Source organism: Rhodococcus sp. SMB37 (assembly GCF_004345605.1).
GTDB lineage: Bacteria > Actinomycetota > Actinomycetes > Mycobacteriales > Mycobacteriaceae > Rhodococcus.
The window spans coordinates 265,595-281,913 of the sequence record NZ_SLVY01000003.1; the positions used below are offsets into that span (position 1 = coordinate 265,595).

At 62.2% G+C, this 16,319-nt stretch carries 13 protein-coding genes and 1 pseudogene; 11 read left to right on the forward strand and 3 right to left on the reverse strand.

All coding sequences use genetic code 11. The annotated features are described in order from the left end of the window. The first annotated feature begins 59 nt into the window (after nt 1-59). From EV641_RS06980 to EV641_RS07025, 9 genes and pseudogenes are all read left to right on the forward strand, one after another. Nucleotides 60-467 (forward strand): SgcJ/EcaC family oxidoreductase, encoded by a 408-nt coding sequence (locus EV641_RS06980; protein WP_132471260.1) that lies wholly within the window; start codon nt 60-62, stop codon nt 465-467. Between the two features lie 220 nt (nt 468-687). After that, complete coding sequence (locus EV641_RS06985; RefSeq protein ID WP_132471261.1) at nt 688-1,458, forward strand: replication protein; 771 nt, start codon at nt 688-690, stop codon at nt 1,456-1,458. A gap of 101 nt (nt 1,459-1,559) precedes the next feature. Then, entirely contained in the window at nt 1,560-1,859 is a 300-nt protein-coding gene (locus tag EV641_RS06990; RefSeq protein WP_132471262.1) for a hypothetical protein, read from the forward strand. Next, nucleotides 1,856-2,329, forward strand: coding sequence for a hypothetical protein (locus tag EV641_RS06995; protein WP_132471263.1), 474 nt, complete (start codon nt 1,856-1,858; stop codon nt 2,327-2,329). The genes EV641_RS06990 and EV641_RS06995 overlap by 4 nt, the downstream gene beginning before the upstream one ends. A 1,100-nt stretch (nt 2,330-3,429) precedes the next feature. Beyond that, a pseudogene (locus EV641_RS07000) lies at nt 3,430-4,786 on the forward strand (transposase). A gap of 581 nt (nt 4,787-5,367) precedes the next feature. Next, nucleotides 5,368-6,996, forward strand: a complete 1,629-nt coding sequence (locus EV641_RS07010; protein ID WP_132471265.1) for an IS1634 family transposase — start codon at nt 5,368-5,370, stop codon at nt 6,994-6,996. 156 nt (nt 6,997-7,152) lie between these two features. After that, nucleotides 7,153-8,787, forward strand: coding sequence for an IS21 family transposase (istA, locus tag EV641_RS07015; RefSeq protein WP_132471266.1), 1,635 nt, complete (start codon nt 7,153-7,155; stop codon nt 8,785-8,787). Next, complete coding sequence (istB, locus tag EV641_RS07020; protein ID WP_132471267.1) at nt 8,784-9,587, forward strand: IS21-like element helper ATPase IstB; 804 nt, start codon at nt 8,784-8,786, stop codon at nt 9,585-9,587. The genes istA and istB overlap by 4 nt, the downstream gene beginning before the upstream one ends. A 169-nt stretch (nt 9,588-9,756) precedes the next feature. Then, the gene (locus tag EV641_RS07025; RefSeq protein ID WP_132471268.1) at nt 9,757-10,365 is read left to right on the forward strand and encodes a DUF2510 domain-containing protein; all 609 of its coding nucleotides are present in this window, start codon (nt 9,757-9,759) and stop codon (nt 10,363-10,365) included. A 15-nt stretch (nt 10,366-10,380) separates the two neighbouring features. On the opposite strand, the gene EV641_RS07030 is transcribed toward EV641_RS07025, so the two are convergent. Both EV641_RS07030 and EV641_RS07035 read right to left on the reverse strand, forming a co-directional pair. Continuing rightward, nucleotides 10,381-10,860: a hypothetical protein gene (locus EV641_RS07030; RefSeq protein WP_132471269.1), complete on the reverse strand. Its 480-nt coding sequence runs from the start codon at nt 10,858-10,860 to the stop codon at nt 10,381-10,383. A gap of 120 nt (nt 10,861-10,980) precedes the next feature. Beyond that, complete coding sequence (locus tag EV641_RS07035; RefSeq protein ID WP_132471270.1) at nt 10,981-11,727, reverse strand: DUF4352 domain-containing protein; 747 nt, start codon at nt 11,725-11,727, stop codon at nt 10,981-10,983. A 572-nt stretch (nt 11,728-12,299) separates the two neighbouring features. On the opposite strand from EV641_RS07035, the gene EV641_RS07040 reads away from it, so the two are divergent. Continuing rightward, nucleotides 12,300-12,647, forward strand: a complete 348-nt coding sequence (locus EV641_RS07040; RefSeq protein ID WP_199233167.1) for a hypothetical protein — start codon at nt 12,300-12,302, stop codon at nt 12,645-12,647. A gap of 98 nt (nt 12,648-12,745) precedes the next feature. Here EV641_RS07040 and EV641_RS07045 read toward each other — a convergent pair whose 3' ends face one another. Then, a complete protein-coding gene (locus tag EV641_RS07045) occupies nt 12,746-13,279 on the reverse strand; it encodes a hypothetical protein (protein ID WP_132471271.1) in 534 nt (177 codons plus the stop codon). 137 nt (nt 13,280-13,416) lie between these two features. Here EV641_RS07045 and EV641_RS07050 point away from each other — a divergent pair, with 137 nt between their 5' ends. Further along, nucleotides 13,417-16,317, forward strand: a complete 2,901-nt coding sequence (locus EV641_RS07050) for a helicase-related protein (RefSeq protein ID WP_132471272.1) — start codon at nt 13,417-13,419, stop codon at nt 16,315-16,317. Nucleotides 16,318-16,319: the final 2 nt, after the last annotated feature.

Here is a 16,319-nt window from a genome sequence, read left to right on the forward strand (position 1 = left end):
CACGGCTTCCTGCCCAAACCCTTGACCTCGAGCTCGCTCGAGGTTCTACCGTCACCTACATGACAACTATTCCGGACCCCCACGACCTCGAGCAGATCCGCGCGATCGTCCGCGACGTGCAGGATGGCTTCAACACCAACGATGCATCACTGATGAACGCCCATCTCGCCGACGACGCGATCGTCGTGAATGCGCGGGGTGCGGTGCTCTCCGGACGCGCAGCCATCCAGAAGGTGTCGGAGGACGCGCTCGCCGCCGGTTACCTGAACGAGTCGACGGCCTACTACGAACTGAGCGACGTCGCCGCCCCCTCCCCCGACGTCATCGTTGCCCGGAAGAACGCATGGTCGACGAAGCAAGACGCCGACGACGGCAATCCGCCGGAGATGAACGCGTTGTACATCTTCGTGAAGAGGGACGGTCGCTGGCTCATCTGGAGGCGACAGAACACCATCGTCTCGAGTTAGACCCGAGTCGCTGTTCCGCGGCGGCCTGCGAGTATCGACTTACAACACCGTTCAATCACACTGCGCCCAAGTGATATTCGACCAAACCCTTGCGTTCACTGTACGAACGGTGCCAAGATTCCAAGATCGTCGACAATCCGAGCGGCGTCACAATTGAAGAAGGCCCGCCAGGAGTTGCACCTCCCGACGGGCCGGTTGTCCGACTTACAAGGAGTCGAACGTGGCCAAGAATACCTTGGCTGGCGGGGTGCGTCGTGGACCGCGCCTGGCCAGCAACTTCACCATCCTCAGTAACGCCGTCCTCAACGACGACCGCCTCTCCTTCCGTGCGCGCGGCGTCCTGATCTGGCTCCTTTCGAAGCCGGACGATTGGCGCACCCGATCGGACTCGATCGCCGCGCAGTCGCCGACGGAAGGCCGCGATGCCATCCGCTCCGCTCTTCGTGAGCTCGCCGAACTCGGCTACCTCGTGCGCGAGAAGTTCCAGAACGAGCTCGGCCAGTGGTGCACCGTCCAGACCATCTACGAAGAGCCTGCCATCACGCCGGGGCCTGAGAATCCGACGCGCGGCGACGCGGACGGCGGAGAGCCAGGCGCTCTTATAAGTACTGATAGACCAAGGAATGAAACTAACCGCCCGTCAAGGGCTTTGAACGTCCCGCTCAGTCCCGACATCGCCGGCCTTGCAGCGGCGTGTCGGCACGCAGGATTGAGCGCGACGTTCGCATATCTCAAACCCGAAGCGGCTGCGGTGATCGACGAGTTGATCGAGGTGCATGGAGTGTCGAAGTTGGTTACAGCGGCAAGATCGGTGCACCGTCCGGCGGATCCCATGCGATTCGCGCAGGCGTGGATTCCACTCTGGCAGGGATTGGCGGTGCCGCGGATGGTGCCGGACAAGTGCGGGAGGTGCGACGAGTACGGGTGGTTGCCTGACGACGAGCATGGCCGGGCCGTTCGATGCAGTTGCCGAGCACTTGCGGTTGCCTGAGTGAAAGGTGGGCAACGTTCCGCGTTCGCCAAAACCCTCCTCCACCCGCTCTGCTATCGTCCCGACCGGACACATCGGGGGATTCTGTCGGGGGGACAGTAGTGACGTTGCACGTAGACCCGCACACGCTTCGTGCGTTCGCCGCATCGGCCAGTGGCGCGGCGGACGCCAGCGAGAAACGGAATATCCGCGCCCCATACGCACACTCGCAATCAGCATTTCTCGGCACCGGTTTCAGCACTGCAGCTGCGTGCGGTCACATCGCCACCGCACAAGCACTGGCGAACCTCCGCCAGCGCTCATTCGAAGTCACCGACATCTCGAGCAGCGCAGCAAACGACTGCGATATCGTCGAGACCGGCTTCGCCGCAGCACTCACGTCCGCGGACCTGCCCGCGTGAACCCGAGCGTCACGTCCGTTACCGCATGGAACCCCAACGCCTTGCGGGCGACCGCCGTCGCACTCGACGATCTCGTCGACAAACTGGACGACCGCATGAGTGGACTGCTCGACGATCAGGACGTCCTCTCGGAGCAGTGGAAAGGCGACGCCGCGAACGCTGCCGCCCTCCGCGTCGTCCAAGAACGTTCACTCGGCAGCGCCATCGCCGGAGCCCTCCTGCAGATCGCCGACGCCTACCGCACAGGTGCACCGATCATCGAAGGCACACAAATGCACGTCCTCGCGCTGGTGAGAGCGGCCGAACATCAATCGTTCACAGTGCACGACAACGGAATCGTCGACGCAGCGAACCAGATCTCAGCCCTTCGTGCCCTGCTGCCACCCGGCGCGACCTACGACACTGCGTCCCTCCAACTCGAACGCCAGGCCGCCGAACTGAGTGTCGCGCTGGTCGACGCTCTCCAGTAGGCCGCGGCAGGCGCCGACGACACGACCGCCCGTATCCACGCTGCCGTCGTAGTGTTGGAGGACGCTGCCGAAGCGGCGACGCCAGGAGTGGTCGTCAAATCCGTGAGCGGGGAGTTCTCCTTGGTTCCGGACGTGCCCGCCACCGTTGCCGCGTCCACGATCGGACTCATGTCCGATGCAACCAAGGAAGGCTTGAAAAGCGCAGCCCTATCGACAGGTGACGACCTCGGACGCGGTATCCGGGCCAGGCGTGACTGTACCCCGATGAGCAGATCGTTGATTCCAGCCCTGACTGGTAGCGCTCGTAGGAACTACCGCCTATGGCCTCACCATCTGGATCAGTTGGCTGGTCGGTGTCGGCGAAAGCCTCGTGCCATTCGGACGCGACACACGAGAGGTCGCGATCTTCTCCGCAATTGGCGCCGCTGTCACCGACACCGGCGCCTCACTACTGGCTTCGGTACGAATTCACTACGGTCCTGCACATCTACCCGAATGGCATCAGGCGGTATGCGCGACGAAGAATTCTGTTTTCGATTCGTGAATCCGATCTGTTCCTCCACTGGGACGAAATCGCGCAAATCTCACAGGGAGACTTAGGCGTACGCGTCGGATCCGCGTCTCACCCGGTCATCGATCTGTCCACCACATCGACTGTCCCGATACCTCTCAGGACTCAGCATGACGCCGACAACTTGGTCGCGATCATGGCGCACATGCTGATTTCGGAGTCGAACACACTCTTCGCGTTGTTGAAGCATCTTCACGAAAACCCGCACGACCGAAAACTCGTCAGCGAGCCGAGCGCAGCCGAACTACTGAGGCCTCCCCCCTGCGTGAACGCTTCCACTCGGCACGCACTCAGAGAGCAAAGGCGTAGTCACGAAGGGCTCAGTTGCACGACTTCGTCGACGCGCTGTTGACCGGCAGCATCAATGCGGCGGACGCACCGGTTGCATTCATCCGTGGCCTCCCTAGCCCGGGGCTTTCACGGTAATTCGACCGTACCCCTATATCGCACAGAAAGAACGGTTCTCCGACCTGCGATAATTCGACTTGTCTAAGGTTGAATAATCGCGTGATCCAGGAACACCCTTCAGGTGAGCAAGTCAACGTCCTGCTACCCACAGCTGTCCGCATCGGGCACCGGAACCAATGTCGTGTCGCATGCCGGCACTACCCTGCTGCTCCGCACCGCGGAGAAAACCGGACTTGCCGCAGTGCTGTCGACCGAACTCTCCGGATTCCGGAAACCGTTGGCGCACCACGGTCCCGGCAAGACCCTCCTCGACCTCGCTGTATCCCTGGCCATCGTCGGGGACTGCCTCGCCGACATCGACCAGCTCCGCGCCCACCCGAGGTCTTCGGTTCGGTGGCCTCCGATCCGACCATCTCCCGCCTGATCAGCGCGTTGGACGCCGATGCCGACACCGCACTGTCCGCGATCGGCCGGGCCCGCGCCACCGCCCGTTCCCACGCCTGGACCGCAGCCGGTCCGGCGGCACCGGATCGCGACATCGACGAGCACCACCCGCTGTGTGCGTTCGTCGACAACGGGACCGACGGCACCGGCGAAACCGTCGCGATGCTGCTGCGCCCCGGCAACTCCGGCTCCAACACTGCCTCCGACCCTCCCCAAGCCTGCGTGCAGGGAGGTGCCCCCCTCACCGTGGTGCAGGACGCACTGGCGCAGTTGCCGTCCGACTCGGCGTATCGGGTCGGGAAGAAGGTGCTCGTGCGTATCGCACGATGCCGGCGGCACCCACCAACTGATCGAGTATCTGACCAAGCGCACACTCTCGTACTCGGTCGGATTCGGGTTGACCTACACCCACGCGGAAGCGATCGATCTGGTTCCTGATCAGGCGTGGACCCGGCCTACGACGCCGACGGGCTAGTCCGCGACAGCGCTGGGGTACCCCCCTGGGCGAAGCCCTTGGGGGAGGGACACCGAGATCACCGACCTGCTCGACCTGTCCACCTGGCCGAGAAGGCGTGCGTGTGATCGTGAGAATGGAACGTCTGCATCCGGGTGCGCAGCTGCGATTCACCGACCGCGACGGCCTGAGGTTGACCGCGTTCGTGACCAACACCCGCCACGGGCAGCTACCCGATCTCGAGTTGCGGCACCGGCGTCGCGCTCGGTGCGAGGACCGGATCCGGACAGCGAAAGTCACAGGGCTACAGAATCTTCTGTTGCACGGGTTCGATCAGAACCGCATCTGGTTGGCACTGGTGCAACTGGCGAGCGAATTGACGGCGTGGATGCAGACGCTCGCGTTGACCAACGCGACTGCCCGCAGATGGGAGCCGAAACGGCTGCGGCTGCTGTCGATCGCCGGGAAGATCGCCAGGCATGCTCACCGGGTTCGGCTGCGGCCGGCCGCGACGGCTCCCGCTGTCGATGTTCTCGTGGCCGGCCTGAACCGGCCTGCAGCACTACCCGCACCTGCGTGACCTGCACATATCTTCTTCATCGAGACGAAAGGACACTCAATTCGGGGCCGTGGACCTCGACGTCACCCGACTGTGTCGGGTAGTCGATCGTGGACACACACCGGATCCGCGGTTTCCGCACCCAATCCGAACCGCTCAGGACGGCACGCCAGTCGCACGAAAGATCGAGGTGTCGTCTGCCATGAGCATGGGACCAGTGTGAGCTGATTTCGCCAGGGTGATGGGACCACCTGGATTGCCAGTTATGGGACCACCGGCGCGCCTTGCCGGTGGTCCCGTCGTTTGCTCGTTCGATCGTCTGTGACAGCTCAAGCGAGGTCGCGGAGGTCGACGAGCATGGCTTTTCGGGAGATCAGTGTGAACGAGATCAGAGAAGTACTGCGATTGTGGCTCGGGACGGCCGCTCTGCCGGCACCTGGGCTGCGCACGATCGCAGACCACGCCGGGGTGGACCGCAAAACCGTCCGACCTGACTTGGCTCACTCTGAGGCAGCAAATCTTGGCCCATCCCTGTGACCAGCAGGTTCCGGTGTGAAACGAGCCGATTTCACGCACTAACGAGGCCGGTCTACGCTCGCCGTGTGGCGTTTATCAGGAAGGTGCGCACCAAGTCCGGAGCCACCGCCGTGCAAGTCGCCCGCTACATCGGCGGCCGACAAGAAATCATCAAACACATCGGATCCGCCCACACCGAAGCCGAACTCGGCATGCTGCTCGAACGAGCCCGAGCCTGGCTCGACCCCGAGCAGCACGCTCTCGACCTGGACATCACCCCGAAATTACCGGTCGAACACACCCTTCCGACCGGCCAAGGCGCGCTGCTGCCGACCGCAGAGCAGCGACCGGTCGTCGACGCGCCAGGCCGGACCGAAACCACCGCATCGATCCTGTTGCGGCAGGTCCTGCACACCGCCTACGACCAGCTCGGGTTCGACCGGCTCGACGACGCGGTGTTCCGTGACCTGGTCATCGCCCGTATTGTCGAACCCGGCTCGAAACTCGATGCCGGTCGGGTACTACGTGATCTCGGCGCCGACCCACCGAGCTACGCCACCATCAAACGGCACCTGCGATGGATCATCGACCGCAACTATCGCGCCGCGATCGCCGAACAGTGCTTCGCCTACGCCGCGAACACCGGCGGTCTGAGCCTGCTGCTTTATGACGTCACGACCTTGTATTTTGAAGCAGAAAAGGAGGATGACCTGCGGAAAGTGGGTTACTCGAAGGAACGTCGGGTTGACCCGCAAATCGTCGTCGGACTCCTGGTGGACCGCACCGGATTTCCCTTGGAGATCGGATGTTTCGAAGGCAACCACGCCGAAACCCGCACCATCGTGCCGATCGTGCGCCAGTTCCAGGCCCGCCACGACATCGAGGGCGTGGAGATGGTCATCGCTGCCGACGCCAGGATGCTGTCTGCCACGAACCTGACCGACCTCGATGCCGCCGGCCTGAAGTTCATCGTCGGCTCCCGGGTCACCAAAGCTCCCGGAGACCTTTCCTCCCATTTTCATTGGCACGGAAACGCCTTCACCAACGGTCAGATCATCGACACCATCACCCCACGACACGGCCGATCGGTAGTCAACAACGTCCGCAAACGTGCCGAACCGGTATGGAATCGGACAGAACATCCGAACGCGTGGCGGGCGGTATGGCAATACTCGACCAAACGGGCAGCACGTGACGAGAAGACGCTCAACGCACAGGAAGCCCGCGCCCGCGCGATCGTCGACGGTGACACGGTCCCGAAATCGACACGGTTCGTCAAGACCACCGCGAAGGGTCGCAGTCTCGACACCGCTTCTCTCGACCGAGCCCGGTCCCTCTCGGGCCTCAAAGGTTATGTCACGAATTTACCTGCATCACTGATGGATTCGAGTGAGGTCATCGCGAAATATCATGACCTGTGGCATGTCGAGCAGTCGTTCCGGATGTCCAAGACTGATCTGCGGGCGCGGCCGATCTTCCACCGCACGAAGGACTCGATCGAGGCGCATCTGACTGTGGTGTTCGCTGCGTTGGCGATCTCGCGTCTGATCCAGGACCGGACCGATTTGACGATCGGCAGCGTCGTCAAGAAGCTCCGCCCACTGCGTTCTGCGACCATCGCGATCAACGGCACCCGGCACACGTTTCCGCCCCAAGTCGACCCCGAGATTGAGGGTCTTGTGGATCGGATTTCCGGTTCGGGGTTCACGCACTAACGAAATGAGCCAACTCAGGTGAGCTGATTTCGCCAGGGTGATGGGACCACCTGGATTGCCAGTTATGGGACCACCGGCGCGCCTTGCCGGTGGTCCCGTCGTTTGCTCGTTCGATCGTCTGTGACAGCTCAAGCGAGGTCGCGGAGGTCGACGAGCATGGCTTTTCGGGAGATCAGTGTGAACGAGATCAGAGAAGTACTGCGATTGTGGCTCGGGACGGCCGCTCTGCCGGCACCTGGGCTGCGCACGATCGCAGACCACGCCGGGGTGGACCGCAAAACCGTCCGACGCTACGTCGAAGCCGCTCAGTCTGCCGGACTGACAAGGGACGGCACCGCAGCCGACATCGATGACGAGCTGATCGCTGCGGTCGTCGATACCGTGCGCCCCGACCGGCCTCATGGGCATGGTGCGGCATGGGAACAATTGGTTCCTCATGAGGAGCAGATCACCAGGTGGGTGGCCGGAGACGGTGAGCAGAAGCCGCTGACTATCACCAAAATCGAAGTGCTCCTCGCCCGCCAAGGCTGCGTGGTGCCGTACCGGACGCTGCACCGGTTCGCTACCGAGCGGTGCGGTTTCGGCCGCAAGGACCTCACCGTTCGGGTCGTCGACGGGGATCCGGGTGTCGAATGCCAAGTCGACTTCGGGTATCTGGGGATGCTCACCGACCCCGAGGACGGTCGGGCCCGGAAGGTCCATGCCCTGATTTTCACCGCCGTGTACAGCCGCCACATGTTCGTGTGGCTGACCTATTCGCAGACGCTGGCGGCGGTGATCGCCGGATGCGAGGCGGCATGGAAGTTCTTCGGCGGGGCCTTCGCGGTCCTGATCCCGGACAACCTCAAACCCGTCGTCACCGCCGCGGACCCGATCACCCCACACTTCAGTGACGGTTGGCTCGACTACAGCAGTCACGTCGGATTTGTCACCGACCCTGCACGGATCCGCTCACCGAAGGACAAACCCCGCGTCGAACGCACCGTGCAATACGTGCGCGGAAACTTCTGGGCCGGTGAACGCTTCACCGATCTCGCCGAGGCTCAGGCTGCGGTTGCTCGTTGGTGCAGCACCACCGCGGGCATGCGTATCCACGGCACCACCTGCGCACGACCGCTGGACGTCTTCGACACTGCCGAACGACCCCTGTTGTTGCCGGTGCCGGCGGTCTACGATGTGCCGATCTTCAAGGACGTGAAAGTGCACCGCGACTTCCACGCAGAAATCGGGCGGGCGCTGTATTCGTTGCCGCAACAGTGGATCGGATCGACCCTGTCAGTGCGCGCCGACACCGAACTGGTGAAGTTCTATCACCGCGGCACCCTGGTGAAAATCCACCCCCGCAAGCCGCCGGGTGGACGGAGCACCGACCGCGCTGACCTGCCCGAACACAAATTCGACTACGCGCTACGTGATGTCACCTCCCTGATCGCCAAGTGCACCGCGCACGGGCCGAACATCGGGATCTACGCCGAACGCATCCTCGACGATCCGCTGCCGTGGACGAGGATCCGCAGCGTCTACCGTCTGCAAGGACTGGTCCGCCGTTACGGAGCCGAACGGGTCGAACAGGCCTGCTCCCTGTCGCTCGACCTCGACGTCGTCGCGGTCACCAAGATCGCCTCGATGCTCGAACGCGCCACCGAAAAGACCTCGCCGGATCTGCCGAAAGCAGTCGGACACACAGCATCACGATTCTCACGTGACCCGTCCGAATTCAACACTGCCGCAAACACACCCGCACTGTCAGTCGTCGGCGACAGCGCCGAGAACACGGAGACCCACCGATGAGTGCCCACACCCGCACCGCAGCCACCGAACCTGTCGGCACCGACATGATCCGACTGCTCAAAGCCCTCAAGCTCGGGGCGCTGGCCGACACGCTGCCCGAACGTGCAGCCCTGGCCCGTCAACACAAACTCAGCCATATCGGGTTCCTCGAAGTGCTTCTCGCCGACGAAGTGAATCGGCGTGAATCACGTTCGGCGACACTGCGAGCCACCAAAGCAGGACTCGACCCGGCAATGGCGTTCGATACCTGGAATGCACTCGATGATCTGCGCTACGACCGGACACTCCTCGGAGATCTGACCTCATTGCGGTTCCTCGACAATCAGCAGTCCGCGATCGTCCTCGGCCCAGTCGGAGTCGGCAAGACACATCTGGCAACAGCATTAGGGCACATGGCAATCCGTCGGCGACACAGTGTCCTGTTCGCGCGATCGGACAAGCTGTTCACCCGGCTCCGCGCAGCCCGATTGGACAACACCGTCGATGCCGAGATCCGCAGATTGACCGCAATCGACGTCCTCATCATCGACGACTTCGCGCTACGACCGCTCGATGCCACCGAAACCAACGACTTCTACGAACTCATCGTCGAACGGCACAAGAAGAAGACCACGATCGTCACATCCAATCGCGAACCGTCCGAGTGGCTGACGATGACCGCAGACACCCTTCTCGCCCAATCCGCGATCGACCGGTTGACCTCCAACGCCCACACGCTCGTCGTCGAAGGACCGTCCTACCGTCAACGCACCCGCCCCGGAGCAGTTGACGCCGACACCGACAGCACGCATCCTCAATAACGCGCCACGGTGGTCCCTACCCTCTGGCAATCAGGTGGTCCCATCAACCTGGCAAGCGACACGAGGCTAACTCATCTTGACTTCTTGATTAGACACCAGTTACTTCGTGTGGCGATACGCTGAACCAGAGCGCAGAAGTAGAGTCTGCCGTTTCCTGGAGGTGCGAGCCATGCACGAGGAGCACAATGCAGCCCCCGGTTGGTATCCGGATCCTGACGGGCAAAAGCGATACTGGGACGGCGCGCAGTGGCTCGATCTCCCCAATCCTGAACCCCAGCCTCCACAATGGAAAACGCTTGCACACAGCAAGGTTGGGTGGATAACAGTCTCCTGCCTCATCCTCGCGCTGGGAATTGGTCTCGCCATGAAACTCAGCCACGATGCCAATGCGAGGGCCGAAATGGCAGCCGCCGAATCTGCAACTTCCGAGGCGCAGCAAAGAGAAGCCGAACGAATCGCTACCGAGAACGCCGATCGAGAGCGGCGCGAAGAGGCCGAAAGGGCGATGCGACGCATGAGCATCACTCAAGTCGAGTCCAGCATCATGGAAATGGCCGAGGGCCACGCAAACTCATCGATAATCGATGGGCCGGTAATCTCCGTATCATGTTCTCCAGTCAGCGGAGGGTCCGTAGATGACCTTCTCGCACTCACGACTGTACTCGAGTGTTTCGCAGCCACGGAAGTCAATCCGAACGGTTCCAGGAGCGGATACAAGTACCACGCAACTATGAACTGGGAAGAGGAGACCTACACGTATGGATTCGGCGCTCCCTAAGCCTTCCAGGTAGATTCACTTCGCAGAGAACATCACACCAAGCGCGGTCATCCCAATGTCCGAGAACATGATGGCAAACGAACATCCCTCCGCTGATGGGTCAGTTGGGCACCCCTTGGATACGAATTCAGCGTGCTGACCGTACAGAGTCTCGAACATTCCATTCAGGCTCTCTTCGTAGGAGGGATCCAGACTCTGCGCAGCGGAACGTTCGAAGAACTCGAGATACGCCTGCCGGTCATACATGCATTGCACCGGATCGGCGTCATCACGACACTTCGTCGATGTCATCCGTTCGTGCTGCTCAGCCATGGAGGCTGCCGGCTCAGTGGCACGCGGGACGGTACGAGTCGTCGGTACTGACGAACTCGGAGCTTCCGCCGCCGCGCTCTCCGCGACCGTTTGATCGAAAGGAGAAGCCTCATCGCCCGACGAGGCGCAGGAAACAATTGCGAGAACCGCGAAGAGTGAGACCAAGTAGTGACGCAACCTCATTATCCCATCCTCACATCGTGCCGAGTCCTTGCCGCGAGAATTCGGAACAAGTCACGGCGAGTGCCGTACTCCGTATACAACCACCTCACAGCACTCGGCCACTGAACCGACCCGAGTCGGTCACCGAAGTGGGACATCGACACCGCCTGAGAACATCGAGTCGTGTAGTTCGAGGTGTGACGCTGTAGCACCGCTGAGCACATATGTAAGATTCCCGGATACAGATTGTCCTGGATTCAGGCTGGCCAACACTAAATCCGACGTCCAGTCGAACTCCGGCTCGAACTTTCGATCATTTCTATCTATGAGATATAGCGAGCTCACCGATACCGTCTGTGGACGATCTCCGATGTTCCTGATTTCGATCGATGCTGTCGCACCATCCCACGTGTGGACAACAAACTCGAACTTGCCGTCACGATAGGGTCTTCCAAGACCTGATGGAACAGCTGGGGCCGCTGGTGAGGTAGGGGGAGCAACTGCTGCTGCTACGGGCGCAGAAGCCGGAGCGGGGCTGGTGGTCTGCCGAACCGTGGCCGGACGTGGTGTCGTTGACGGAGCTGTGTACGCCACAGTAGTCCGTTCGGCGGCCGTCGAGCGGGGGTTATCACTGTTCTTCACAACAAGCGAGCCAATGCCCATAACCACCAGTATGGACAGTACGACAACCGGGAGCTTCCACTTGTCGAATTTGCGTTTCGGCGGCTCTGCCGTTGGCCCCGGAGAATCCGCAGCGGTATTGGCTGGAACTGACACTGCACCAACAACTGCGCGTGGATATGTCGACGACGTCCACTGCTGACCGTCCCACCAGCGGTACTGGCGTGGGTCGTGCGGGTCTGGATGCCATCCGGAGGGTGGAAGCATGGATACGTGTCCGTTCTGCGAGGTTTCTACTTGTAGTTCGATCGGCCGCACCGGCCCGTTACAACCTCGATCGATCTGACGGAGTCTTGATCTTGTAGCCTCTCCTCCACTCCACAGGCACTCACCATCTCGGTCCAGGTTAAATTAGTTTCAGGACAAGCAATCTCACCATCCGATTGGCGATCTTCCCACGGCTAATTCTGGACCAATTTCAACAGCCTTGAGACGTGAACGCCGCATTGGACGGCAAGATCGTTATGACCGCGTGTCGGGGCCGGGCTCCTCGTCAACGAACTCGAGCGGCGGCCGAGCCCGAGCAGAGTTTGACAGCACTCAGACGGGTTCGTGTCGTTCGGACAGATGACAAGGACCACAAGAAATAAGACGCCTTTGTAGCGGGCCATCGGCAGGGGCGAGTGAACTGGTCCGTGAGCACGGGCAGATCGGCTACGGCCCGCTATCTTGTTCTGTGATGGATCCGACTCCATCGTGGCGATGGCCGGCAGAATCTTTCCACCTTGCAAGCCGGACGGCATCCCTGCTTCGATCTTGAAGATCGCTACACTCCCCCCATGGCTCGCATCCGCTCCATCGCCGCAGGCACGCAGAAGGTCCAAGCGCATCCGACCGAAGTCGATTGTTACTACAACATCATCGATGAGGATGAGACCCGCCTGCTTCACTTGAGCACGTTCGGTTCCGACTATCGCCAGTCCAAGCCGAAGAGCAGTCAATCCATCCAATTAGACCGTGACATGGCAGTCCAGCTCATCGAGGTCCTTCTCAAAGTCTTTCCGGACATCCTTCCTGCGGCCAAGGCTGCCCTGCCCGGCCCTCGGGGTGCCTCCGACATAGCGTGGCCGGTCGACGAATCTCCCATATTTCAGTCTCTCCTCAGAGAGCTCGGAATCAAGGACTGAGCGCTTCATCACCGTTCCCGTGTGAAGCTTCGAGCGGAGTTGATGGTCGGCCCGCCACTCTGAGAACACAGCGACTGACCGACATTTGCACGACCTGATTATTCTCGTCTCAACTTCGCGACAAGAGCACTCGCGTCAGTGCGTTCAAGCGGCATGAATTCGTAGCAGTTGACAGCCGGCCACACGTCACGATCGCTATCGGCGTCAGTGAGGATCGCGAGCTTCAGGCTCTCCCACAGAATCTCCACCACCCACCCGTCTCCCACTTCAGCTCCGATTTCGGGGAGAGGCGCACCCGCCTCTGCGAGCTGAGACAGCAGCGGCCGAGCCTCACTGGCAACAAGATCGAGTCGGGTGAAGAACTCGTCCCAGTAGCGGTGCTGTTCGTAGCCCAGCGCGGCCTGGCCGACGAGGATCGCGAGTGTCAGTGCCGGGTATTTCGCGATGACGTCCTCGGCGGTCCGGCCGAGACGGAGCATGTCTGCAGCTTGGCGGCCGTACATTTCCTGAGCTCGGCGGATCTCGTCCTCGTCGAGGTTGATCTCGACTACGAGGGACGCTTTCTCCAGTCGCCGCGTGATCTCGAACTCCTGGTCGGACAGCCATTGCTGCCGGAACGACGCCCCACTCAACGAAAACTCCCCCTCCTCGCAAGGAAACCTTGCGCACTAATCCGACAGACCTCACGAACCGCCCATGTAACGGTTGTTTCGTTCCGGAACGTTAAGTTGATACATCACGACTTCAACGCAGCAGGAGCACTCACAGCATGACCACCGCATTACCGAGCGAGGAGCTCAACGTCGCCCCGGGGTCGATCGTGGTCGTTCGCGACGAGGAGTGGCTGGTCACGTCCGCCGAACAGGGTTCGGATGGATGGCTGGTGAAGGCTCGGGGTTTGTCTGAGCTGGTCTCCGAGACCACTGCGACGTTCTATTCGAGCCTCGACCGGATCGAGGTGCAGGATCCACGCGAGGCGGAGGTCATCGCCGACGACTCGTCGGGCTATCGCAAGTCGCGGCTGTGGCTCGAAGCTTTGTTACGCAAGACCCCATTCCCCTACGGCGACCAAACGCTCACGGTATCGACGCAGATGCTCGCCGACTCCCTCGGTTACCAGCGGGCCGCGGTCGCCAAGGCCCTCGACCCGCAACACATCCGCCCGCGCATCCTTATCGCGGACGCTGTGGGCCTCGGTAAGACCCTAGAGATCGGCATGATCCTGTCGGAGCTGGTGCGACGCGGGCGCGGCGAGCGGATCCTGATCGTCACCCCGAAGCACGTGCTCGAGCAGATGCAGCACGAACTGTGGTGCCGGTTCGCGCTCCCGTTCGTCCGCCTGGATTCAGCGGGTATCCAGAAGGTGCGCCAGAAGCTGCCGGCCACCCGCAACCCGTTCACGTACTTCAAGCGGGCGATCATCTCGATCGACACGCTCAAGAGCCCCCGCTACAAGGCGCACCTGCAGCGTCAGCACTGGGATGCAGTGGTGATCGACGAGTCACACAACCTCACCAACGTCGGCACCCAGAACAACGAATTGGCGCGCGTGCTTGCCCCGAACACCGAGGCGTTGATCCTCGCGTCGGCCACCCCGCACAACGGTCGTGAAGAGTCGTTCGCGGAGCTGCTGCGACTGCTGGACCCGACGGCGGTCGCGGCCGACGGGACATTCACCAAGGACGATGTCGCGTCGCTGCTGATCCGCCGGCACCGCCACCACCCGGAGGTGGCCGCGGAGGTGGGTAGCGACTGGGCGGAACGCGCCGAGCCGGTTCACACACTCGTCGCACCGTCGCCGGCAGAAGATGCTGTTGCTCAGGAGCTCTCGAAGACATGGCTGCATCCGGATTCGGGACGCTCCCCGTACTCGGGTGAAACGAAAGCGTTGTTCCCGTGGACGCTGGCGAAAGCGTTCCTGTCCTCCCCCGCCGCACTTGCCGAGTCGGTCAAGCAGCGGCGCAGCAAACTCGACCCGCACAACGCGGAGCAGGCCGTCGAGCTGGCCGCACTGACCACCCTCGACGAGCTGAACGCGAAGGCCCTCAACGAATCGGCCGGCAAGCAGGCTGCACTGGTGCAGCGGTTGAAGGAGATCGGAGTCGGCGCGAAATCACCGATGCGCGCGGTGGTGTTCGCCGAGCGTGTCGCCACACTCCGGTGGCTCACCGAGCACCTGCCGAAGGCTCTGGGTCTCAAACCCGAGAACGTCGCGATGCTGCATGGTGGGCTGTCCGACGTGGAACAGCAGGAGATCGTCGACAGCTTCAAACTGGAGACGTCCCGGATCCGAGTGCTGGTTACCGGCGACGTCGCATCCGAAGGCGTGAACCTGCACGCGCAGTGCCACCACCTGATCCACTACGACATCCCGTGGTCGCTGATCCGCATCGAGCAGCGCAACGGCCGTGTCGACCGGTACGGGCAGAAGCATCCCCCGGTGATCTCGTCGCTAATCCTCGAGCCGTCCGACCCGGAGTTCTCCGGCGACCTGCGCGTGCTTTCCCGCTTGCTGGAGCGGGAGAACCAGGCACACGGCACGCTCGGCGATGTCGCGTCGCTGATGGGCAAGCATTCGGTGACCGATGAGGAGAACGCGATCCGCGACGTGTTGGTCGGTAAGCCCACGCTCGACGAGCAGATTCGCGACCTCGAGGACGTGGCCGACGGTGACGACCTGGACGCGTTCTTCGCGCAGTTCGACCTCGACGAGCCCGCCGAGGACGATCCGAAGTCCGCGCTGCCGCAGGCCCCGCGACAGAGCCTTTACCCCGACGACCTCACCTTCCTCGATGAAGCGCTCAAGGCCGCGTTCCACGACGTCCCCAACGCGAAGCTCGAGGACGGAGGCGTGGGTTGGACGGTGCACGCCAACCATGCGGTCGCGGAGCTGACGCCGCCGCGGGATCTGCGACAGCGTCTCAGCCAGTTGCCGCAGAACTACTTGCAGCACGGCAAGGTCCTCGAACATCTCACCCTCGCAACATCTCCCGAGATCGGCAACGCCCAGCTCGCGGCAGCGCGCGAGGGCAAGGGTGTCGCGGGCACGACGTGGCCGGAGGCGCACTACCTTGGACCACTGCACCCAGTCCTCGATTGGGCGAGTGACCGCGCTCTGAGCTCGTTGGGCCGCAACCAGATCTTTGTGATCCGCGGTGACGTAGACGCGCCGACGGTGCTGCTGATGGGCACGTTGATGAACCGCCGCGGTCAGTTGATCTCGCGAGTGTTCTCGACCGCCTCGTTCCCCAGCCCTTCAAATCCGTCTTTCTGTGTGGTCGAGACGCTTGAGAATCTCGACTTCCTCACCACCGACACGGGCCTGCGGCCGGGATCGGCTAATCCTGGACCGGTCGCCGACGCCGAGCAGTACCGGGCGATGGTGCCGATCGCCGTGGATGAAGCGACGACAGCGATGCGCATGGTGCTCGATGCCCAGGAAGCCGCGGCCACCGAGCGGCTCGATCGGTGGCGCAAGCGTGCCGATCGGTGGCATGCAGGTGCCGAGCAACTCGAGCTCTTCGCCGCGCAACGCAAGAAGGTGGACACATTGTCGCGCCGGATCGCGGAGGAGCAGCGCCTCGCCGAATCTCTGGCCCCCACTCAGCAGTTGGTGCGTCCACTGCTCCTGATTGTTCCCGCCGTTCAGACCACCGGAAAGGACCAGTAGTC